Source organism: Enterococcus sp. 3G6_DIV0642 (assembly GCF_002140635.1).
Taxonomy (GTDB): domain Bacteria; phylum Bacillota; class Bacilli; order Lactobacillales; family Enterococcaceae; genus Enterococcus_D; species Enterococcus_D casseliflavus.
On record NZ_NGLH01000001.1, the window covers coordinates 569,369 to 591,729 of the forward strand.

The following is a 22,361-nucleotide window of genomic DNA, read 5'->3' on the forward strand; positions in this document are numbered from 1 at the left end:
GGTCAGCTTTATCCACTAGAAGCACGTAACTTGCCTAGGTTTCTATTCTTCAAAAAAGAAGGTTGCTTTCTTTACCATGGCAAGCGGGTTCATCCTTTTGAATCCGCTTACCTTCAAGAAGTGAAATATTAAATAGAAAAGAAGGTCTTTTTATGAAAAAAATGCACCATTATCTTTTATTGCTCATCGCAATGCTCGTATTGGGCGGATGTACGGAGATGAACCAAACGAAAACCTCCGATACAACAATCAATACAAGTGAACAAACAGAACAAAGTATAGCATCAGCAACTGCAGAAGAACAAACGGAAGATGGGTTTAGCACTTTAGAAAACAATAACCCAACACAAGAACGAATCGATTATTTGTTAGATAAGGCAATGTATTATTATTGGCACGGGGGAGACCTCAAGGAAAATGAACGTGAGGTTTTTGCTGGATTGACCCTTAAAGTGGATCAAGAAGTACGTGAGGAACTGCTGAAGCAAGTGATCCGCCTAGATCCAGTCACCACCGATTATCGACGATCATTAGCCAGCACAAAAGTGATCAATAATAAACTTGATGAAGCAGTGGCGATTTTCAAAAGTGTGGTTGAGCAAGAACCGGAAAACTATCAAGCACTTGTTCAGTATTACGTATATGCAGGTTTATTAGAAGGCTCTTTTGATGAAACAGTATATAAGAAAATGGAAACCTTAAATAAAGCCCAAACAGAAAAATTCAAAGATGGATTTGAACGCATAGAAGCGGTACGCAAGCAAGAAGTGCCGACTGCGATCAAAGAATACGAAGAAAATCACTTATTTATTTTACTCGGTTATGCCTTAAATGATGAAGGGCAAATGCAGGAAACGTTGATCAATCGCTTAGAGCATGCATTGAAACTTTTGGAGAAAAATCCTACAGCGAAAATCATTGTGACAGGAGGCGTTCCGAAGAAAGAGAATACGGAAGCAAAACTGATGCAGCAATGGTTGGTTGAAAATGGCATTGACGAGAAGCGAATTATTCAAGAAGCATTGGCAACAGATACGATTGAAAATGCCTTATTTTCAATTGATTTAGCAAATGAGCTTGATTTCAGTAATAAAATCACAGTGATTAGTTCTGCGAGTCATGTCCGCCGCGGAAAAGTTTTGTTTGAAACTGCGGATCGTATTATCAATGGTCAGCTGCATCCACAAGGAAAGCCTAAATACGAGATAGACATCATTGGTGAACCAGATAATGAAGAGCTGATCAAAACCTCAACGGAACAAGAGCGCCTTGTTTTGTACCGTGATTTGCTGCGGATCGAAGGCATCTGGCAATACCCAAACTTGCAGCGATGAGAAAGGTATTCGATTCAAAAATACAACACACAAATGACAGAGTTGGAGGAATCAAGAGAGATGAAAGGATATATGCAACGAATCGGGCGTTCATTGATGCTGCCAGTGGCTACATTACCAATTGCAGCACTTTTTATGGGGATCGGTTATTGGATCGATCCTAGTGGTTGGGGAGGTAACAATTTACTTGCTGCCTTTTTACTGATGACTGGTAGTACGATTTTAGATAATTTAGGTATTTTGTTTGCTGTCGGACTGGCATATGGTATGGCTAAAGATAAGGATGGTGCTGCCGCTGTTTCTGGACTAGTCGCTTTTTTAACACCGATCACGTTTCTAACACCGAGCGCTGTAGCTATGTTTCAGGGGATAGATGCTGAAGCGGTCAATATTGCTTTTTCTGCCATCAATAACAAAAATGTTTTTATCGGTATTTTGGCAGGGATCGTTGCTGCTGAGACCTATAACCGGTTTGGGCAAGTCAAGTTACCAATGGCATTTTCATTTTTTAGTGGCAAGCGATTAGTTCCAATTTTGACAACAGCGGTTATGGCCATCGCATCGGCGATTTTAATTTTTCTTTGGCCAACGGTATATAGTGGACTCGTGTCATTTGGTGGTTGGATCTCCAGCATGGGAGCCATCGGTGCTGGTTTATATGGGTTCTTTAATCGGCTGTTGATCCCGACTGGCTTGCATCACGCCTTAAACAATGTTTTTTGGTTCAATATTGCAGGGATTGATGATATTGGCAAGTTCTGGGCGAGTGAAGGAGTCAAAGGTGTGACTGGGATGTATCAGGCTGGGTTCTTTCCAGTGATGATGTTTGGTCTACCTGCCGGTGCTTACGCAATTTATCAATGTGCAAGACCTGAGAAGAAAAAACAAATTGGCTCATTAATGGTTGCGGCAGCCTTTGCTTCTTTCTTTACTGGGGTGACTGAACCCTTAGAGTTTTCTTTCATGTTCGTTGCTTGGCCGCTATACCTCATCCATGCTGGATTGACTGGTTTATCATTGATGATTGCGGCAACTTTCCAATGGACGGCTGGTTTCAATTTCAGTGCAGGTTTTATTGATTTTCTTTTGAGTTTGAGGGTTCCTATTGCCAATAAGCCTTATATGTTGCTTGGTTTAGGAGCGGCGATGGCAGTTGTTTATTACTTTACTTTCTATTTTGCTATCAAAAAATTCAATCTAATGACACCTGGCAGAGAGAAAGATGACGTTCCTTTTTCCAAAATGAAGGCAAAAGAAGGCCAAGATAATCACCATGCGCTAGCCCGAAAAATTCTTGTCGCATTAGGAGATACCATAAACATTCAAAGTATCGATCACTGTGCCACGCGCTTACGAATTGCCGTAAAAAAGGTAAGTATCGTTGATCAAAAGGCACTCAAACAACCACCAATTGCAGGACTTGTCGTTATTGATGAACAGCATTTACAGTTGATTATTGGAACAGATGTAGGGTTCGTTGCTGAGGCATTGGACCAAATGATGAGATAGGTTGCCATTGCTCATGAAATGATAGATGGATAGAATGGTTGGGTGTCTTTGCACAAAAGTACAAAGATACCACCATTGTGAAGCGCTTTATTCTATGATACCCTGATAACAGATAGGAGGAGATAAGGATGTTGCGTTTCCAAATATGAAAAGGGTAGGCTGGTGTTGACGACAAGTTGTCCTTGTACGAAACATTCGGAGGAAGAGAAAATGAATACCCAATTAATTGATAAGAGATTAGAACAAAAGCAAAAAGAGTACGCTTTTTATGGCAACATTCGTGTGGTCAAAGCTGACAAGGTTTTGGTGGATCGCTCTTTTGGCTATGCAAACGAGGCAGAGAAACTGCCAAATCGTGCCCATACCCGTTTTGGCATTGCCTCAGGCTGTAAGCTTTTTACGGCACTAGCCATTTGCCAATTAGTTGAAGCAGGAAAACTGAGTTTTGACACCACACTGCAGGAGTGCGTTCCAGACGTATTGCCAAACTTTGATTCAGCTGTGACTGTTCATCATTTGCTTACACATACCTCTGGTATCCCTGACTATTTTGATGAAGAAGTATCCGATGATTTTGAAGCACTTTGGCAAGATTTGCCGACCTATCGAGTGCGAACCCCCCGTGATTTTTTGCCGCTTTTTCAAAAAAAAGCCATGGCTGATCCAGTGGGAAGCAAGGTCAAGTACAACAATGCAGGGTACATCCTCTTAGGAATGGTGGTAGAAGCAGTTAGCGGCTTGCACTTTACCGACTATATTGAAAAGAATATTTTTGAAAAAGCAGAAATGACAGATGCTGGTTATTTTGCCCAAGACACGCTGCCTCGCAATACGGCATTGGGATATATTGAAACGGAATCAGGACTTAAGACCAATATATTTTCCATCCCAGCCAAGGGCGGGCCGGATGGCGGTGCTTATGTATCAGTTGAAGATTTAGAAAAATTCTGGCATGCATTGATGAGCGGGCAATTACTGAGTAAACCAATGATCGAGATATTTTTGACACCACAAGTCCATGAGGAAGATGAATTTTTTTATGGCTATGGCGGTTTGATGAAAGTGGTAGAACAAAAAGTGGTGAAGTACATCCAGATGGGCTATGATCCAGGTGTCAACTACCATTCCGTCTACTACCCAGATCAGCAGTTGTTGATCGCGGTATGTTCAAACAAATCGGCACATGCCTATGAAATACAAGAAGTGTTAGAAGAATTTTTCGTAGACTAATGAAGTAAGACCGAAACAGAGAGTGAGTTCTTTGTTTCGGTTTTTTTTATAGTAAGTTTTAATGCGTGATCAAGAATTCGCAACAATTGTGGTGAGTAGGAAAAAAATTAGGAAATATATTTTCAAATTGGATTGATTATTCTTTGGTATGTCGGATCATAGAGTTAAAGGTTATGCTCTTTAAGACATATTTTGACGGCATGTATCTATTGTTGTATAATGTATATACAAATTCATTTGTATATACATTGGGAGGGTGGAAATTGAAAAAAACAAAAAATTATAAAGTCAGAAGATCTGGTAATAGTGATATTACAACGATACCTGCAGAAGTAAAGGAGTATATCGGTGTTCAGACCGGTGAATCAATCACTTATGTTTTTGAACGGGATGGATCTGTAAAAATGATTAAAGCGGTTGAAGAAGTTTCTATTGATTCAATCGTAGATTCAGTCATGGATCAATACGACAAAGCTTTAAAAGACTTGGTTGACTTATGATTTTTTTGACGGCGGCAGATGTGATTAGAATCAATGCGAAAGTAATTGTACAGTATTCTAAAGGAGAAATAATTGGTGTAAAAGATGCAAGTGCGTTGGATATGGCAATAAATCAACCTTCACAAGCTGTGTTTGGCAAAGAATTATATCCGACAATTTTTGATAAGGCATCAATTTTAGCAATTAACTTAGTAAAAAGACACCCTTTCCATAATGGTAATAAACGGACCGCTTTAGTTTCTATGATTACTTTTTTACAGCTTAATGGATATGTGACAAATTTTTCTCAAGATGAAGCGGTCCATTTTATTCTGACTATTACTACTAATAAAAAAGAGTTTAACGATTTAAACGAAGAGGTGGCAAGCTACTTACAAGATTCTAATCGCGTAAGGCCTAACTTTTAAGTAAAGTGTGCAAAGAAACATTTCAATTAATTGATGGTTGTTTAGTAATCAAACGGAATTGTTCGCTTAAAGGTTAGTAGCTAATCATGACTTTTCGTTAAACACATCGACGCGAAAGCAGATCAAATCCTTATAAAAAGGGATTTGGTCTGTTTTCGTCTTTTCTATTCGCCACTTGCGCCACGAGTTTTTTATTCAATAGTTATTCTTCTAACCCTCGGTTCATCTATCAATCGAAAAATCGCATAAGCCCCCACCATTGCTATTCCAGCATTTAGAACAAAACATAAAATAAACATAGTTTTTTTTTCAAAATTCCGAGAAACAGCGAGAATGTTTGTGCTATAATGGTCGCTCACTGAAAAAATTCAACAGAATCTGGGAGGGTATAGCATGCAGGAATACATTACGATCCACAACGCCAGGCAGAACAATTTGAAGGGCTTTGACTTGAAGATTCCCAAAAGAAAAATCACGATTTTCACGGGTGTTTCTGGTTCAGGCAAGTCATCGATCGTCTTTGACACGATCGCACAAGAAGCAGGTCGACAGCTGAATGAGAACTTTTCGAAATTTGTCCGCAACTTTTTGCCAAAATACAGCCAGCCCGATGCCGATGCCATCGACAATCTTTCGATGGCGGTAGTAGTTGATCAAAGCCGTTTAGGCGGTAATTCCCGCTCCACATTAGGGACGATCACGGATATCAATCCTTTGATCCGCTTGCTTTTTTCTCGTCTTGGTCAACCGTATTTAGGTCCTGCATGGAATTTCTCCTTCAATGACCCTCATGGGATGTGTCCCACTTGCGAAGGGATTGGGCGCATCGTCGGCTTAGATTTAGAAAAGGCACTGGATCTTGAAAAGTCCTTAAACGAAGGGGCGATCTTGCTTCCTGGCTACAAAGTCGGCTCCTGGCTGCTGAAGTCTTTCACCAATACGGGCTTTTTTGACAATGACAAGCCATTGAAAGAATATAGCGAAGAAGAAATGAACCGCTTTTTGTATGCCCAAGGAGAAAAAATCGATTCCTTGTATATGGAAGGGATAAGTTCCACCTATGAAGGCTTAGTCGCTCGTTTTAATCGCTCCAATATCAAAGGTGGCAATGAAAGCTCCGCTGCTACCCAGAAGAAAATCGCTTCTTTCATGAATGAGCAGAAGTGTCCTGACTGTCAGGGAAAACGATTCAATCCACAAGTACTCGCGTGCAAAATCGCGGGCTATTCGATTGCGGACGTTTTGGCGATGCAAGTGGATGAACTATTGACGGTTCTTCAAGAAATCTCGGAGGAGAGTGTCCAACCGCTGCTTCAAAACATCCAAGCGAGAATCACTGATCTAATCAATATCGGGTTGGATTATGTTTCCTTAGACCGTGAAACAACGACCCTTTCTGGTGGGGAAAGTCAGCGGGTAAAAATGGTCAAACACTTGTCTTCTAGCTTGAACGATGTGATCTACATTTTTGATGAACCGAGTATTGGGCTGCATCCAAGGGATGTCCATCGATTGAATGAATTGTTAGTCAAACTACGGGACAAAGGGAACACTGTCATCGTAGTGGAGCATGATCCAGGCGTCATTAAAGCAGCTGACCATATTATCGATGTTGGTCCTAAAGCGGGGAAAAATGGCGGCTATATTACCTACGAAGGAACCTTTGAAGGATTGCTGCGCTCAGATACACTGACTGGCAAAGCATTTGGACAGATGGTGGACTTTAAAGAAGCACCTCGCCAGAGTCAGCAGGTTATCGAAACGAAAAAATCGACGCTGCATAACTTGAAAAATACAGCACTGCGGGTGCCATTAGGAGTATTTACAGTGGTGACCGGTGTCGCTGGTTCTGGAAAGAGTAGTTTAGTGAATGGGGTTTTTGCTAAAGAATACCCCGAAGCCATTACGATCGATCAATCAGCGGTGGCGGGAAATATGCGCTCCAATCCAGCGACCTATTCTGGGATCATGAATGACATTCGCAAGTTATTTTCCCAAGAAAACAAGGTCTCAGCAGGTCTTTTTTCCTACAATTCCGAAGGCGCCTGTGAAACGTGCAAAGGCCACGGTACCATCAAGATGGAACTGTCCTTTATGGATTCCGTCGAGGTTTTGTGTCAGGCCTGTGGCGGCAAACGGTTTAAAGAAGAAGTCTACCAGTATCGCTTGAAAGGCAAGTCGATCGATGAAGTCCTTGCCATGAGCATCACAGGAGCGGTGGAATTCTTTGAGGAAAAAGCGATCCAAAGAAAATTAAAACAGATTTTGGCTGTGGGACTAGGATACATGACCCTCGGACAGCCATTGAATACCTTGTCTGGTGGTGAATGCCAGCGACTGAAGTTAGCAAAAGAATTAAGCAAAAAAGGCAATATCTACATTATGGATGAACCAACAACCGGATTGCACATGGCAGACATCAAGAGCATTTTGGCGATCATCGAACGACTAGTGGAAAAAGGCAACACGGTGATCGTGATCGAACACAACCTTGAGGTCATGAAAGCAGCGGATTGGCTGATCGATGTCGGCATTGATGGCGGGATTCGCGGTGGCGAAGTGTTGTACGAAGGGATTCCAGAAAAACTGATCGAGTGCCAGTCCTCGATTACAGCCCAGTATTTATTTTAATGAGAAAACCAAAATAGCCGCAAGCAGCTCTTTCATCGAGCGCTGCTTGCGGCTTTTTTTCTTTTTCCTCCAGCAAAAAAGAAAATGATAAGTCTAAAAAATGAATTTCTGCCCGCTATTTTTTTCATTTTTAGTAGGTTTTTTGATTAAAAATATATAAATTTGAGTATATAATTACCAAATAGTGTGCTATTTATGTAATAGTATAGAAAAGAATTTCTTGAAAAAAAGGAGTGGAATGAATGAGAGAGTTGCAATTGGCCTTCATCAGCAACCGTACGACCGCGCGCTTGTTTCGGCTGCTGAGTACGATTGAGCGAGACCGTGTGTTCACGATTGGCGACTTAGCAGAGCGCAATCAGGTGACGCAACGAACGATTGCCAATGATATCAAATACATGAAAGAATATTTTGGGGACAGTATTGCACTTGTTTCGGGCAATAGCGGGTTTGTTTTCGAAGAGAAAAAGCCAGCAGACTATCAAAAAAGAAAGCAAAGCTTGTTAAAAAATGAATGCTTATTTGAAATTCTCGGGAATATTTTTCATGGCAAACTATCTAAGGTGGATGAGCTGGCACATCATTATCATTTTTCAGAGAGTACGTTTCGGCGTCTACTCAATCAGCGAAACCCTATTTTAAAAAGCTATGGCTTGCAGTGGGCATCTAATCCCTTAACGATTGAGGGAAGCGAAGCCAACTTGCGTAAATTTTTTAAAGATTTTTATTACGAAGGTGTGGAAACGATCTATACGTTGGTTCCAGATCAAGCCTTGCATGACTTGATCTTAGGTCAATTGGAGGACAAGTTCGGCTATTATGAAATCGGATCTGGGGCAACTCCCGCAGCGTTTTACTACACGTTTTATATTGCCATCAAACGAGCGAGCCTCGGCTATCCTATCACTGTGCCGAAGGAACTCGTTAGACAGGCGTATAAAGGGAACAGTTTTTCCAAGCTATACGCACTGAAGGAAGGCATTGAAAAAATCTATCAAGTTCAGCTGCCCAAAGAAGAATTCGCTTGGATCTACTTAGTCACCTTGTGCAAGCGAACCTTGGATCAAGAAGAACGAGAGGAAAAGTTCTACCAACAATTTCATCAAGGCAAAGCCATCACAACTGTGACGGACTTGTTTCTTAAAAACCATGAGGTGCCCCAAGCACAAGCCAAAACGGTTGCGACATTTTTACGTTCTTTCTTTTTATCGAGAAAAATTAACCATGCGATTGCGCCAGTTTTGAACAAGGAAATGGATGATATCAAAGAGGTGATCATGCGTTCCAACAGCGAGAGTTACCAAAAGAACTTACAATTTCTTAAGGAGCAGAGCAAAAAACTCTCTTTGTCTACTGCTTACTTAGAAGACATCTGTGTCAGTTTAACGATTTATAGCGAGCTGATTTTCGATTATTATGCACCAGCAAAAACCATTTATTTCCTCTTAGAAGGGGATCATTTTGTGTGCCAGCATATCCAAACCCGAGCGATCCAGCGATTTGGCAGCAAGCATAAATTGACGTTTGTTCAACTGCAATATTTAACAAAATATACGCTTAATGCTGACCATATCGATTTGATCGTGACCAATTACAATCGCTACCTCGTTGATTATAAAGTCAAAACAGATTACTTATTGTTGAAATCTCTCCCGGATGATCGCGATTGGGAACACCTCGAAAGGAAAATAAATCCCTATCAAAAACCGCTCTTTTAAACCAATTGCTGTGCTGTTCACGCGTTTAAATAGGTATGTTATTTATTCATCTATTTCAGGTGTTTATGAAAATAATGATTTTCCTTTGAGAAACGAGCACGCTATTCTTAGTTTAGTAAGGAACACGCGTGTCATACTTACAAATAATTTGTCCCAATAACCTTCGTTTTTGAGAATGCAGAACTCGTATGTAGTTATTATTTTATGAAAACTTAATCTAACAACTTTCTCCAGACATTTGATTCATCAAAATGTCTTTTTTTGTCGTTCCCTCAAAAACGAAGAATATTGAGACAGCTTTGCGTGAAAAAGCAAGAAGCTATTCCCTAGTTTTCAGCTTTCTTAACGCAACAAAGACTTGAAGAAAGGAGGATATGATGAAATTACTTACATTGTTTTCGGCCGTATTACTACTGAGCAGCACGGGCGTCAACACGACGATGGCGTTCCAGCAAGTTGCTTATGCAGAAACAGAGTCACTTTCTGAAGGGACGCAACAATCTTCTGGGGAGGAAACCAATAATTCTGCTGATCAATCGGAAACGCAAGAGTCAACCGAGCAAAGCAGCGAGGAACAAACAACCTCTTCGGAAGCCACCGATGATTCAACGATCGCTAGCCAAGAAGAAGTAGAAGAAACTGAAGCACTGCCCGAAGCAGAAACGCCAGACAGCTCAGAAGATGAAGAGGAGCCAGAATCTGAAAACGAGCAAGTTGAAGGGTTCGATGCAGAAGCTGCAACCATCCAACTGACTGTAGCAAGTGAGGCGCAATTGCGGGCAATTTTACTTGGGGAACCCTTCACCGATGAAGAGGGCGCGGAGTATCGTTACGAAGAAATCGCCAATGAGCAATCGCTAGTGCTTACTTTTGCCAGCAACTTGGCATTAACTGAGCCAATCAGTGGGATCCAACGGACGCACGTTACCTTTCGTAGTCAAGAAACACCTGTGATCGTTTCACAGACGGCAGCCGAGAACCTGATGCAGTTTGCAGCACCTGTTCAACTGACTTGGCAAGGGGTGCAGCAACAAGGCATCCAGTCAGCGCAAGGGCTGGCTCAAACAACTGGGGCATCAACGATTACTTTTGAAGATACCCAACTGGAGCTGACCACTACCGCAGGACGCGTGGTGAATAACAGCCAAGCACAACTTCATTTCAAAGGAACCAATGTGGTGACGACAGCGATGTCTTCCATTCCAACCTTGTTCACGGCGGAAAGGCTTTTGGTTGAAGGGCAATTGACGATCAATCATCGCTCCTCAAATGCCACACCGATTTTTGAAATGAACCAAGTAGCAGTCGCTAGCCAAGCTGAAATTTCTGTCACTCGCAGTACCAACAGCAATACTGGCACCGTCTTTCACATGACAGGTACCGCAGCAAGCCTTGATTTTGGTCAAGGAAGTGTGACGACGATTCGCCAATCTGGTGCGATGGTCTCCTTGCCAAATGCCAATCAAGATAGCCGATTGACGTTAGCCACAGGGGCAACTCTGGATGTTGGTACAGGACAAGGACTTTCCGGGAACTCTACCAGTACGTTAGGAGAGATACGGTTACAAGCAGGTAGTCAGTTAAAGCTATCTGAGTATGGAACAGTCAGTACGACACCCGCCATCAATGTCGGACGCCGCTTCATCGTTGAAAATAGTACCGCAGACCAACCTACCATCATTGAAGGAACGCGGACGGGCACAACGACCGAGGCATTTATTCAACTTCGAAGTGCGAATTCTGCCATCGATTTTGGGGAGCACACACAAACCAAGATCTCGCAGCATGGACCAATGTTTACAGGGGTGGCGAGTTCCACGATCGTGATCCAAGACCACGTGAAAATGAACAATCAGCATAGCAACGGGTTTAATGGCAACATAGCCGTTGACAGTATTTCGATTGGTGATCAGGTGGAAATAGCCATCAGTGAACCTAGTAATGCCACTGTTGGTCAAGCGTATCGCACCTTTTTCGCAACGTCTTCGGTTCAAGTCGGCAGTCATACAACAATTGACGTACCGAGAACGCGAACGACCTCTTCAGCAAGTACATCGAATGTCGTCATCGGTTTAGCATCGAGCAACGGAAAAATCACCATTGGTGACTATTCAGAAATAGCTGTGAATCAGCGTGGGGCGTTCGTCAACGCAAGCTTGGCTCAGGTAACTTTAGGGAAATACGCGAAACTTACTGGTGTGTTAGGTCATGGCTTCACCGCTGGAACGATGGTCGATCAATTTGAGCTGCTTGAAGGGGCTGAAATCACGATTGCTGAACATTCAACGAGTGCAGCAGCCAATGCGTTTTCCGTGCAACGACGCTTCTTTCTAGGAGAAAAAGCGACAATCAACTATTCTCGCACGTCATCGGCCGCCAATCCTTTCATTGCATTGGGTTCAACGTCGGCGGCATCCCAATTTCTATCAGAAGCAAATGCAACTATCACCCTCAATCAAGTAGGACCATTGGTCACTGGTCGCAGCACAACAGATATCTATATTGGTGAAGCAAATACGATCAGCCTACAAACCGCACAAGGCTTTACCGGCGGTACCTCATCTGCTGCTTCTTCAACCATTCGCAGGTTGCATGTGGGCGATCACTCTGAGATCACCGTTTCTGGACGAAGCAATGCAAATGTTGATTTTTTCCGATTTAGAGAAGAAATCAAACTCGGACGTGAAGCGAAAGTAACGGTCAATCATACTACGCGACAAGCAGCACGAGCGGTCTTTCGTTTAACCTTGGCGAACTCGAAATTTACGATGGAAGAAGCAAGTAAAGTCGAAGTTGATACGGGGGGACGATTTTTACAAGGCGTCGGAACGACGGATCTGCTATTTGGCGAAAATTCCTATACGAGAATCAACGCAGCGAGAGGAATGACAGGAAACACCACTGTTCGTTCCGTTACGCTTGGACAACATGCTGAAGTTCATTTGACAGAGCCAACAACGACGGCGATTCAAAATTCAGCTACAAGTCAAAATTACGCCAGAATCCGAGTGTCACAAAGAGTGGAATTGCAAGACAATGCCACCATGACGTCAAGAAGAGATCGAACGACTTCAGATTCTCGCTTTATATGGTTGACTGCTAGTAATTCATTTGTTCGGATTGGCAAAGGAGCTACCCTTGACGTGGATCAATCTGGAGGAATCTTTAGAGTCACGACTTCCTCTAATTTCATCCTCAATGATGACGCGACCTTTAAAGGGGTTGCGAGAGGATTAAATACGCAAGCGGGAGGGAATGCCTCAAGCAATCATTCGAATTCATTTGCGAACATCATGGTAGGGGCCAGAGCTAATTTTTTCATGACTGATAATCGAACAGGCATGGGGACATCAGCAGAATTTATCAATCGACCACTAGTCAATGTCCGTAATTCATTTTCGGCAGAAGAAGACGCTACGGTTGTATTAGAAACCATAAGAAATAAATCTGAAGTTCTTTATTTCAGACTAGCCAATGCACGATTGAATATAAACAATGTGAATTTGTTTGAAATTAGTCACCCTACGACAAGAACTGGTCAAGCCAATGCGCAATTGCAGCGTTTGATCCGCTCCGCACAAAATACGGTTACGAATGGTTTGCGAATCAATGTGGCAAGTCAAAAACTAGCAGTTTGGGAAAATGCTTCTTTAGAGGCACCAACGGAAGAATTTATCAATATATCAGGAACGATGCGAATCAATCGAAATGGTGGGAATACCTTCCCCTATGGAGGCACAGGAAATGGCGAAGCACGTTCCAGATTGCTGAGTGGCGAACAATTCGATGGTTCCTTAGAAAGTCTTGAAACACAAACAGATATTTATCAAGTGATTGCGAAAAATAATTACAATAAAATTCGTTTTTCAGAACCAGAAGGCCTCGTTGCCCGAATCGATGCATTGAGTGATCAGTCGACTGAAATCACTGGTTCTATGTACGAGGATACCGATATCACAGTGATTTCCTATACCAATACTGACGGAGAACTCGTCGAATTAGACAAAAACTCTGAACGAATTGAATGGGGCGACTATCGTGATGAAAATCAGCTGTATCGCTATTTCCGTATTCCACTAAGAGAAAATGAACGATTGGAAACCGAGACAGAAGTGTCGATTTTCTTATCAAAACCGTCGATTGAGACCTATGTCGATGTGACCGCTCGTCAAACCGTGATTAAAGGTGTGAACTTTGAAGCATACAATATCACCTTAGATCGCTATAAGATTAACGAGTTACCTACAAAAGAGGCATTGGATGCTTTGATCCTTCAAGAAAGTCGCGCGCAAGCCGCAAACGTTTTGACGGAAGCGGATATGACGGATGACTTTCGCATCGTAGAAACGGATCTTACACGAGAAGTGGACGAAGATGGTAGCTACTTCGCTGTTCTTGAGGTGGGGAATAAAGCCTACCAGCTGACAGTCGGTATCGATGTGACATCGAAACTGGAGCATATGCGAGTGACGATCCCGACCAAAATGGTCTTCGAATCCTTGTACAACACAGCGGAATCGAATCGTAATTTTGAAAGCCAAACGTATGAGATCCGCAATCAATCGCCACTTGCCGTGGATACCTACGTCAATCAACTGGCGATCGATGATAGTGCCAGTATTGTCTTATTAGAAGCGGGAGAAGATCCTCTCGACTATGCCGAAAGTGAAAGCGAAGAAGACCCAACCCTGACCTATGACGATATTTCAACCCCGCTGTTGCGATTGAATCTAAAAACGGAAGAAACACAGATCCAACTCTATGAAGCAATGGAGGAACAACACTTGGTTCGCCTAGAAGAAAGAAGCCGCGTGCCGATTTCCTTAACGGGGGACTTCTATGGAGACTATCCCCAATGGATCGTTGATACAGAAGCCGACCAAGGTGGGTATTATGAAGACTTGCTCGTACCGAAGTATCGCATCGTCTTACGCTTTGTCCCACGAGATTAAAGAAAAAAGATCGTACCAAACGTGAAGGAGGTGAATCCATTGGAGCAAACGAATCAAACCGAAACGAAGGATCGACGGAAATGGATCTTGTGGTTGTTGCTGTTGCTAGTACTTATTGGTGGGATCGGGTACTACTTTTACCAATCAAAAACAGCAGTCCCTTTGATCAGTGCCGACCTGTTGCCAGAATCTGGCGATGCCACCGATCAGCGGGTTTCTGAACGAGCGCAGGAGATTGCGGATGCGAATTATTTCACGCTGCAAATCAATCCAGAAGCCATTTTTGAAGATGGTCAAAGCACAGGATCCATCGAGATCGTCAATCCGGGCACCAATGTGTACCCAATCGCCGTGGATATCTCTTTACTGTCGAGCGGGGAAGTCATCTATTCTTCCGGTGCGATCTATCCAAACCAATTTGTTGAAAATGTCGCCTTGGCGACACCGTTGGCAAAAGGGGAATATCCCGCCAAAGCCACGATCAATATTTACGACCCTGAAAGCAAAGAAAAACAAGGGGTCACTGAAGCTGAATTAACGATTATCGTTAAGAATTAAAAAAAAAGGAAAAGTGAGGAAATAAAAATGAAAAAATTTGTAGCAGCTATTCTAAGTACCGCAACGATCGCAGGAGTAATCGCAAGCGGCACCACCGCTTTTGCGACACAAACCATTGACGGACGTGAAGGCGATACGTCAGGAGATGTCCAAGTAAACGGGATCATCGGATCATTCGATAACACAACCCCTGGACCAAATCCCGACGATTTGAACCAATGGATCAATGTGACGATTCCAACGACTGCTTTGTTCTATACGACAGAAGAGTCAAGCCACAAAGAGATCGTTTCACCTAGCTACACTGTGACAAATAACTCAGCAGTTGGCGTGATCGCTTCTGTTGCGGGTGTCGATACACCATTGAATATGGATGAAGTAGACTTGTTAAACGTAAATGGTATCGAGTTGTTTGAAAACGGCACACCAACCGTAGCAGAAACAGAATTATTTACCCTTGAAGGCAACCAAGGTACGAATGTAGGAACATTTGCGTTTACTGGTGAAGCAACACCGACCGATGCATCAGAAGAATCAAATCCAAGTTTCAAATTGGTCTTGAGCTTTGCGCCGGATGTAGAGGAAGACTAAGAATTGAAATCCCAGTAAAGAAGGGATCTATCGTATGAAAAAACGAAAACGAATCGTTCTTTTCGTCGCTGTGTTACTGACTCTGACTGTCTGGGATCTATCGGAAACCAGCGTCGCAGAGGCGACGACAGGGCAAGTCTCTGTGACTGGTCGAATCGGTGAAACGGTGACGCAAGAGGAAGAAGCAGACGATGACAATAAGAAAACGATCGTAGCAGATGGTTCTCAAATTGGACAAGGAAAATTACCACAAACAGGTTCGTCAAACACAAGCAGTTTGATCATTCTTGGGTATGCACTCCTAGTACTGTTTGTCGTCGCAGTAACAAGAAAAAAGAAACACGGTGAAAGCGTCGCTCCTTAACTATAGGCATCGCTAGAAGCGTAAAGGAGAAACTGTGGGGAAAACTTGCAGTTTCTCTTTTTTTGATGAAAGATTTAACAAAAAATGGACCAAAAGAAGAAACAGTACTTAGTGATACCACAAACGCTGTATAAGTGAGGTCAGTGATAGTTTTGAAAGAAGGATACAGAAGATGAAAATCAAGAAAGAAGCGTTTGAAAGAACCATCCTAAATAGTGAATACATCGGGTACTACACCCATCTGCTGAGTGCAGATACTTGCCCGTATCACCAAGGAAAGCAACTCGATACCATGCGTTACTTACTAGAAAACGATCGTATAGAAGAAATAAAAGCCAGTGCTCGCTATTTATTTCCTTTACGTAAATATAAATTACCCAGCAACCTGCAAAAAGAGTATCAATTATTGGAAGAAAGTGTTTCCTTTATCTCAAGTTTAAATACTCATCTGCTGATTCCTCAAGCAGCCATTGAGCAAAGTCTTTCAATCAAGGCAGAAAATGGAGCAAAAGATCAAAAAGAGCATTACAAGCAGTTGGTCAGAGGATTGCTGGATATTCTGCATTGACGCCTGTACCTGGGTGATTTTTCAGCAGCTAGAGAAAATAGTGAATGAATAACTAGAAGAACAAGCTGAGCTTTAGGAAGAAAATAACGGGGCTTGTTCCCCTCAAAGAAAGGAGTAAAAAAGCATGACGGTATTTACTTCAAAAACAGAATACCTTGATGGATTTCAAAAGAAATTTGCGGAGTCACGCCGCGCCAATGGCGCTTTAGCGGCGTATGTTGAAAAGCAATTGGCCCTCCTTGATGAATTGGTAGCAGCCATTTCACCAGAAACATTTTGGGCGATCACCCCAGATATTTTGGGCATCGACGCCAAACTGGTCTTAGTCACAGAAATGATGCGATTCGACGATTTTTCCGACAATGAGATCATTCGAATCGTTGAAAATGATTACCGCTTTTATCTAAAAGAACTGTGTGGTTACAATCTAGGAACAAAAGCGAAACATTCTCTGGTTTTCAATGTGAGATGAATCAAAGAGGGAATGGTAGGCATCACTTCTAGCAAGACGAGTAGGTAAGAAGTGATGACTATTTTTAATACTTTTGCAATTAGGGAAGGTGAGCGATTGAAATAGAAGGGGTGTATCGAAAAAAGAGTGAATAGACAAAAAGCATTCAGGAATTGACTTCTTGAATGCTTTTTGTCTATTCACCTATCAAAAAAAGGTCTTTTCTTTGATTTCTACTTTCTCTCATGTGAAATTACCGTTAAAACGATGCCGAATCAGCAAAAATTCTGCAAATAAAATTATTTGTGTTATATTTGAAGGGCATCTGTTCATTTTTTTAATAATCGTTTATTTTTGATCGCGTATAGTGAGAAAAATAAACGATGCGAGGGCTATTTTTTTCGCTTTAATTGATCAGCTGGGGCAGGTTTGTCCAAATAAAACCCTTGTTGAAGAAAAATCTCTTCTTCAAGCAGGTACTCATGGATATCCGAGGTTTCGACCCCTTCGACAATAAATTGGATTTTACGATTGCTGGCGATATTTCGCCAGAAGTCGATCAAAAAGAAAATTTCCTTTTGGGAAAGCACTCGCAACGAGATAGGCGAAAATTTGATCACATCGATTTTATCCAGCATCGGTGCAATATTTGTCAGTGAATGAATGCCTGTCCCTACATCATCCAATGCGACAGAAAAGCGCATCTTTTTTATTTGGTTGATTTTGTTCATAAGAAAGGACTTGGGATCACAGGCGATAGAAGGTTCTGTATCGTCTTCGGTGATCTCGATCAAAATACGATCATGGTAGGGAGCTAAATCAGCTAACATCAAAAAGGTTTCTGGGTAGCTGAGTTGTTGCGGGTGGATATTGAGACTGATTTTTGTTTCTTCGTTCGGATGAAGCAAGCTGAAAATTTCATTTCGATACCACTGCAGTAATCGAGTATGTAATTTTTTGTATTTGATCACTTGCTGGAAGAAGGAAAGGGGAAACCTATTTCTTTCGGTACTTCTCAATAATAATTCGTAGCCAATCACTTTCTGACTATCTGCTTTCATTTGAAAGATAGGCTGGGCATCAAAATATAATTGGGGAAATATCGATAAGAGTTCTTGTTCTATTTTCTCAGACATTGGTTTCTGCTCCTTTCTGGGGTCGCTTTATTTTTGGTTTCATGAAGTGCAGGAAAAAAAGCTTATTTCGTGCACTTCATCGTTAAAGAATCGAGCCTTTCAAAATCATGGGCGAACGATTTTAAAGAAAAATCTATGAAAGAAAGAAGGAGTAGTGTGTTTGTCCATCTGATTTATGCTGCGATCTATTCTGTTTTAGTCGTGAGCTTGCTCATTTCATATGATTTGTTTATCAAGAACTTCAAAGAATTGAATTTACGCCTGTCGTTTAAAATTCTTATTGGTATTGTTTTGTTTATTTCGCAAGTCTACTTTATTATATCATTTTCTTTGAACAGTATCGGTTATGTTGCGTATGAATATACGATTCCAATCTTTATTTATTATTTTGGCATTCTCAAAGAAAAAATCTATCTGGTTGGGTTAGTACCCGTCATTTTGCTGACCTTTTTTGCATTGATCAATAAATTTGAATGGGAAGCCATGCTCTTTATTATCGGATTAAATTACATCATTTTAATCGTTACGGGCTTATTAAAGAAAAGATTTTATGGACAACCAAATCACACGGCATTTTACCTATTTTCGATTTTCGTTACGGTTGTCTCGCCGATGCTCAACGCCTTGCTTTTTTATCGCCGCGAAATTAGCGTTTGGGATGTAGTGTCTTTAGGCATTGGATCTGTGGGGATCGTTTCTTTATGGAAGTATTATTTGCAGAATCAAAAAAATTTCCTGGAAAAAATTAACACAAAAATCATTGAACGCAATTATGATGAGTTGACCAAGGTGAAAAATTTCCGCAGTCTGAACGAGGATATTTCAAAGCTGGCGCTACTTGAGAAGGACCAGCTCGTCGTGGTGATGATGGATTTAGATCATTTTAAGCGCATCAATGATCACCATGGACATCAAATCGGCAATCAAGCCCTATCCTTCTTTTCGGAAAAACTGATGACGTTTCTCTACCAGAAAAGTCCTTCCCATTTAGTCGAAGTCTATCGATATGGCGGCGAAGAATTTTTAGTCCTATTTAAAGAGAATACTTCTGATGCTGTGAAAAAAATTATTGAAGAATTCCATTTGTTTTTAAGCAATGAACAGTTGAAATTAGAAACCGCCCAACTGACCCTTTACTTTTCGGCAGGGATTTCAGAAGCAGCCTCTGCGTTAGACATTTCAGAAACCTTTTACCAAGCAGATCAAGCATTGTACGAAGCCAAAAGGAAGGGCAGAAACCGCACGATTATTTTTTCTTGAGACGTTTGCTTTTCTAAAGAAGGTTTCGCAGTCTTTTCTCAAGTAGATCGGGTGTTGTAGGAAACCAAAAGGAAAGACAAGGTCGTATGATTTTTTTAGACGAATATTTTTCAGAAGAAGTTTTAATAAAGAGACAAGGTTCGCAGGCTTCTTTTTCCAGCGTCGTGTCTTTTTCAAAGGGAAGAGAGGAAGCAATCTGGTAAGTATAACGGTTTACTAAACGGTTTGCCGATTATCTTGAGAGGTTAAGCGAGTATAGAAAGGCAAGTAGAGTGCTTTTTAAGAAGTGGGAAGAAACCACTTCTTTTTTTGCACCAAGCATTGGGCAGTCGCGCTTGGCAGCATCGACTTGGTTTTCTGGCGTGTTTACAGTCTTTAAAAGCAATGGTATATTTATTTGATAAGTAAATAAAATTATTTTGTACCTGTGCGTAACGATTACTGACTAAGGAGACTTCCCTATGAAACCAATTCGACGAATACTGTACCAAAGTGTTTTGTACGTAGCTATTCCTTTGATCGTGAGTCTACTGATTGGCTACCTAGCCAAATGCTCACTCCTGATTCCTGCATCCATTATTTATGGCGTTCTGTTGGTGTTTATGATCCCTTCCGACAGCTTTTTATCAAGCAGCGTGGACTACCAAACGAAACGTATGAATCCAAGTTTTCGTCCTCCGCCATTACAGAGAAGGATTGAAGGTGCGCCAGAGATGATCAATTTCCTCTTCGTTTTAACGGCACTGGTTTTGTGTTTGCTGCTCTTGTTGGTTGGGTAAAGGGAATTCATAGAAATCATGTACTAAGAAGAATGACAAAAAGAAGAGGAGAACAGCGATGAAAATACTCAAACAAATTAATTTAATGGATGATAAAAAAACAATAAAGAGATTGAATCTCGCGGCGATCCCTAGTTTTATTTTTTTCTATGTGTTCTTTACACTCTTTGTCTTAGGTGGTCATGGGTCAAATGCTGAAACTTCGTTTATTTTCGATCTTTTGATCTTAATGGTTGCGTATTTTATTCTCATCATTATTCATGAATTGATCCATGGTGCCTTCTTCAAGCTTTTTGACCCTAAAGGGAAGGTAATGTTTGGGTTCAAAAATGGCGTAGCATATGCCACGAGTCCCCATTCCTTTTATTCAAAAGGGAAATTTGCCATCATTTTATTGGCGCCATTCCTTGGCATTTCTGTGGGTCTCTTTCTTTTTTATTTATTTGGCTGGTTGACGGCATCTCTTTTTATCTTGATTGCTGCCGCACATGCCGCTTCTTGTGTGGGAGACTTTTACTTTCTTTTTCTGATTGTTAAAGCACCAGCGAACAGTTGTGTTGAAGATACTGAAGTGGGGTTGAATATTTATCAAGGAGAGTAGTTTATTTTTCAATTGATCTTGGCAAAATCAAAGAGCAAGAAAATGTATGCTAGAAAATCTCTTACAAAAAAACAAACACCTCAAAAGTGTTTGTTTTTTTGTAGGACTGTTTATAAAAAACGTATATAGCAAGAAGACTGTTCGGCCGACAAAAAGAAAACTTGTTTTAAACGATCGTTTTCTTACTAGCGCTTTACCGATACAACGGCAAGCTGCCAGCGACTTTATTGATACTCTTTTTCTTGCCTTTTAAACAAAGACCAAAATAAGCCAGTGTTTCTGTGGGAATTGTCTCAAGCGTCTGACGGTATTGCTCGTAAGAATTGGTGGTCTGAGCAACGTCGGAAAAATCAATGATGGTTACTTCTGGATCTGCTTGCTGACTGATCGATTCACGAATGGTCTGCAACTGTTCCTTGTTCGTTTTTAAGATAGGAATGGGGAAGTTGACAATGCCAAGGTGTTTTCTGCCCGTCGAATCGTAAATATCTTCTCCGATTCCTTCGGGAAACAATTTGCCTAAGGTTGCGCCTAAAATTGCTGCAGTATTTGCAACTAAGCCAATCGGTAATTGTTCATCGATAATCATGACACATTTTTCTTGGTTATTCATACGTTCTCACTCCATCTTCTTGGTAAATTGTTTGGTAAGCTTTCGGGGTGACCCCAATCAAGCTTTTAAAGATACGGGTAAAATGACTTTGGTCACTAAAACCTGTCAGAAAAGCGACTTCTGCAATTGCTTCTTGTGCTTCTAGTCTTTTCTTGGCAGCACTGATGCGCACCGTACTTAAATATTGAAACGGCGACAGCCCATACGCTTTGGTAAACTGCCGAATCAAGACGTACTGATTCATTCCAAGAACGTCACTTAATTCACTCAAGGACAATTTTTCGGCATAATGTTGATCGATATAGGCTTTTGCCGCTGCGGCTTTATTTGACACCGGGTCCGTTTGTTCGTGGGTGAAATCCGCATACTGAACAAGCAGGTCGTGAAGCAGACAAGTAAAGCGTTCTTGCTTTTCAAACTCATCACCGCGATCCGACAGTAGCAGCTGGTGCACTGCATGAAATTCCTCTTTTTCTTTCACTTGGCGAATGACCGGTTCAGGAAAGTGGGGCGTCAATTGAGTGTTAAAAATTTTTTGTACTTGTACCGCCATGTTCTCTGGGGTTAAGTGGATATTGCGGTAAACCAGCTTTTCCTCCGTGAGTTGCTGGCAGCGGTGGGCAGCCTTTGGCGGAATCAAAATCAAGTCGCCTGCTTCAACGATATAGCAGGTATTTTGACAGGTGAATTGACGCGTCCCAGCTTCCATCAAGCCAATCACATAATATTCGTGCCAATGGTTAGGAAACTCCTGCTGGATGCCGTTAAATAATAAAGCTTCTACACCAAGGGTGCTATCTTGAATGATTTTTCGTTCATTTCTCATCTGCATTCTCCTTTTTGTTACTATAACAAAAGTGGTTTTTGGTGAATAGAATGATATTGACTTTTGACTATTTTTCTTGATGGAAGGCACTTGATTGGGAATGAGAAAAAGGGCTGGAGAAGGTCGGAAAAGAGCGGATCAGACTTGAAGAGAGAACAGCGGGTTATTTTGACGATTCTATGGAATGAATCACAGCAGATGGACCATGCGCCGTGAAAAAAATAATGATAAATCCTTGGCATTTGAAAGTTTTATTGATGGAAGTATGGTATCATTTGACTGCAGTAAAGTTTGTGACGGTGGCTATCTTTGAAAGGTGGTGGTGCTTATGAA

The 22,361-nt window shown here is 41.6% G+C and carries 18 protein-coding genes and 1 pseudogene; 16 read left to right on the top strand and 3 right to left on the bottom strand.

What is annotated here, in order from left to right:
* The first annotated feature begins 152 nt into the window (after positions 1 to 152).
* The 13 genes and pseudogenes from A5878_RS02775 to A5878_RS02835 all read left to right on the top strand — a co-directional run bounded on the left by A5878_RS02775 (position 153) and on the right by A5878_RS02835 (position 16,834).
* A complete protein-coding gene (locus A5878_RS02775; protein WP_086294533.1) occupies positions 153 to 1,334 on the top strand; it encodes an ElyC/SanA/YdcF family protein in 1,182 nt (393 codons plus the stop codon).
* A gap of 60 nt (positions 1,335 to 1,394) precedes the next feature.
* Positions 1,395 to 2,840: pseudogene (gene nagE / locus A5878_RS02780) on the top strand (N-acetylglucosamine-specific PTS transporter subunit IIBC); the annotation flags it as partial.
* Between the two features lie 213 nt (positions 2,841 to 3,053).
* Positions 3,054 to 4,073: a serine hydrolase gene (locus A5878_RS02785; RefSeq protein WP_086294535.1), complete on the top strand. Its 1,020-nt coding sequence runs from the start codon at positions 3,054 to 3,056 to the stop codon at positions 4,071 to 4,073.
* Between the two features lie 263 nt (positions 4,074 to 4,336).
* The gene (locus tag A5878_RS02790) at positions 4,337 to 4,573 is read left to right on the top strand and encodes an addiction module antitoxin (protein ID WP_086294536.1); all 237 of its coding nucleotides are present in this window, start codon (positions 4,337 to 4,339) and stop codon (positions 4,571 to 4,573) included.
* Complete coding sequence (locus tag A5878_RS02795; RefSeq protein ID WP_086294537.1) at positions 4,570 to 4,980, top strand: type II toxin-antitoxin system death-on-curing family toxin; 411 nt, start codon at positions 4,570 to 4,572, stop codon at positions 4,978 to 4,980. Before A5878_RS02790 ends, A5878_RS02795 begins: the two co-directional genes overlap by 4 nt.
* A 393-nt stretch (positions 4,981 to 5,373) precedes the next feature.
* Complete coding sequence (locus A5878_RS02800; protein ID WP_086294538.1) at positions 5,374 to 7,611, top strand: excinuclease ABC subunit UvrA; 2,238 nt, start codon at positions 5,374 to 5,376, stop codon at positions 7,609 to 7,611.
* A 242-nt stretch (positions 7,612 to 7,853) separates the two neighbouring features.
* The gene (locus tag A5878_RS02805) at positions 7,854 to 9,329 is read left to right on the top strand and encodes a helix-turn-helix domain-containing protein (protein WP_086294539.1); all 1,476 of its coding nucleotides are present in this window, start codon (positions 7,854 to 7,856) and stop codon (positions 9,327 to 9,329) included.
* A 374-nt stretch (positions 9,330 to 9,703) separates the two neighbouring features.
* A complete protein-coding gene (locus A5878_RS02810; RefSeq protein ID WP_086294540.1) occupies positions 9,704 to 14,281 on the top strand; it encodes a hypothetical protein in 4,578 nt (1,525 codons plus the stop codon).
* Positions 14,282 to 14,320: 39 nt separating this feature from the next.
* A complete protein-coding gene (locus tag A5878_RS02815) occupies positions 14,321 to 14,839 on the top strand; it encodes a hypothetical protein (RefSeq protein WP_015508953.1) in 519 nt (172 codons plus the stop codon).
* 27 nt (positions 14,840 to 14,866) lie between these two features.
* Positions 14,867 to 15,430: a hypothetical protein gene (locus A5878_RS02820; RefSeq protein WP_015508954.1), complete on the top strand. Its 564-nt coding sequence runs from the start codon at positions 14,867 to 14,869 to the stop codon at positions 15,428 to 15,430.
* A 34-nt stretch (positions 15,431 to 15,464) separates the two neighbouring features.
* Entirely contained in the window at positions 15,465 to 15,794 is a 330-nt protein-coding gene (locus A5878_RS02825) for an LPXTG cell wall anchor domain-containing protein (RefSeq protein WP_086294541.1), read from the top strand.
* A gap of 172 nt (positions 15,795 to 15,966) precedes the next feature.
* The gene (locus A5878_RS02830; protein WP_086294542.1) at positions 15,967 to 16,362 is read left to right on the top strand and encodes a hypothetical protein; all 396 of its coding nucleotides are present in this window, start codon (positions 15,967 to 15,969) and stop codon (positions 16,360 to 16,362) included.
* Between the two features lie 124 nt (positions 16,363 to 16,486).
* On the top strand, positions 16,487 to 16,834 hold the full coding sequence (locus A5878_RS02835; protein WP_086294543.1) for a hypothetical protein: 348 nt from the start codon (positions 16,487 to 16,489) through the stop codon (positions 16,832 to 16,834).
* 371 nt (positions 16,835 to 17,205) lie between these two features.
* Here A5878_RS02835 and A5878_RS02840 read toward each other — a convergent pair whose 3' ends face one another.
* Positions 17,206 to 17,949, bottom strand: a complete 744-nt coding sequence (locus tag A5878_RS02840) for an EAL domain-containing protein (RefSeq protein WP_010748787.1) — start codon at positions 17,947 to 17,949, stop codon at positions 17,206 to 17,208.
* 135 nt (positions 17,950 to 18,084) lie between these two features.
* Between A5878_RS02840 and A5878_RS02845 the strand changes: the two genes are divergently transcribed.
* The 3 genes from A5878_RS02845 (at position 18,085) to A5878_RS02855 (ending at position 20,589) form a co-directional block, all read left to right on the top strand.
* Complete coding sequence (locus A5878_RS02845) at positions 18,085 to 19,209, top strand: GGDEF domain-containing protein (protein ID WP_228074223.1); 1,125 nt, start codon at positions 18,085 to 18,087, stop codon at positions 19,207 to 19,209.
* Positions 19,210 to 19,670: 461 nt separating this feature from the next.
* Entirely contained in the window at positions 19,671 to 19,988 is a 318-nt protein-coding gene (locus tag A5878_RS02850) for a hypothetical protein (RefSeq protein WP_034868787.1), read from the top strand.
* Between the two features lie 58 nt (positions 19,989 to 20,046).
* Entirely contained in the window at positions 20,047 to 20,589 is a 543-nt protein-coding gene (locus tag A5878_RS02855; protein WP_086294544.1) for a DUF3267 domain-containing protein, read from the top strand.
* Positions 20,590 to 20,782: 193 nt separating this feature from the next.
* Here A5878_RS02855 and A5878_RS02860 read toward each other — a convergent pair whose 3' ends face one another.
* Positions 20,783 to 21,202, bottom strand: coding sequence for a DUF2000 domain-containing protein (locus tag A5878_RS02860; RefSeq protein WP_005232083.1), 420 nt, complete (start codon positions 21,200 to 21,202; stop codon positions 20,783 to 20,785).
* The gene (locus tag A5878_RS02865) at positions 21,195 to 22,028 is read right to left on the bottom strand and encodes an AraC family transcriptional regulator (RefSeq protein ID WP_008377906.1); all 834 of its coding nucleotides are present in this window, start codon (positions 22,026 to 22,028) and stop codon (positions 21,195 to 21,197) included. The genes A5878_RS02860 and A5878_RS02865 overlap by 8 nt, the downstream gene beginning before the upstream one ends.
* Positions 22,029 to 22,361: the final 333 nt, after the last annotated feature.

Coding starts and splice junctions, on each gene's coding strand:
- A5878_RS02835 (WP_086294543.1), top strand. CDS start 16,487: ATGACGGTATTTACTTCAAAAACAGAATACCTTGATGGATTTCAAAAG.
- A5878_RS02840 (WP_010748787.1), bottom strand. CDS start 17,949: ATGTCTGAGAAAATAGAACAAGAACTCTTATCGATATTTCCCCAATTA.
- A5878_RS02810 (WP_086294540.1), top strand. CDS start 9,704: ATGATGAAATTACTTACATTGTTTTCGGCCGTATTACTACTGAGCAGC.
- A5878_RS02855 (WP_086294544.1), top strand. CDS start 20,047: ATGAAAATACTCAAACAAATTAATTTAATGGATGATAAAAAAACAATA.
- A5878_RS02820 (WP_015508954.1), top strand. CDS start 14,867: ATGAAAAAATTTGTAGCAGCTATTCTAAGTACCGCAACGATCGCAGGA.
- A5878_RS02805 (WP_086294539.1), top strand. CDS start 7,854: ATGAGAGAGTTGCAATTGGCCTTCATCAGCAACCGTACGACCGCGCGC.
- A5878_RS02830 (WP_086294542.1), top strand. CDS start 15,967: ATGAAAATCAAGAAAGAAGCGTTTGAAAGAACCATCCTAAATAGTGAA.
- A5878_RS02845 (WP_228074223.1), top strand. CDS start 18,085: ATGAAAGAAAGAAGGAGTAGTGTGTTTGTCCATCTGATTTATGCTGCG.
- A5878_RS02785 (WP_086294535.1), top strand. CDS start 3,054: ATGAATACCCAATTAATTGATAAGAGATTAGAACAAAAGCAAAAAGAG.
- A5878_RS02860 (WP_005232083.1), bottom strand. CDS start 21,202: ATGAATAACCAAGAAAAATGTGTCATGATTATCGATGAACAATTACCG.
- A5878_RS02850 (WP_034868787.1), top strand. CDS start 19,671: ATGAAACCAATTCGACGAATACTGTACCAAAGTGTTTTGTACGTAGCT.
- A5878_RS02825 (WP_086294541.1), top strand. CDS start 15,465: ATGAAAAAACGAAAACGAATCGTTCTTTTCGTCGCTGTGTTACTGACT.
- A5878_RS02775 (WP_086294533.1), top strand. CDS start 153: ATGAAAAAAATGCACCATTATCTTTTATTGCTCATCGCAATGCTCGTA.
- A5878_RS02865 (WP_008377906.1), bottom strand. CDS start 22,028: ATGAGAAATGAACGAAAAATCATTCAAGATAGCACCCTTGGTGTAGAA.
- A5878_RS02795 (WP_086294537.1), top strand. CDS start 4,570: ATGATTTTTTTGACGGCGGCAGATGTGATTAGAATCAATGCGAAAGTA.
- A5878_RS02800 (WP_086294538.1), top strand. CDS start 5,374: ATGCAGGAATACATTACGATCCACAACGCCAGGCAGAACAATTTGAAG.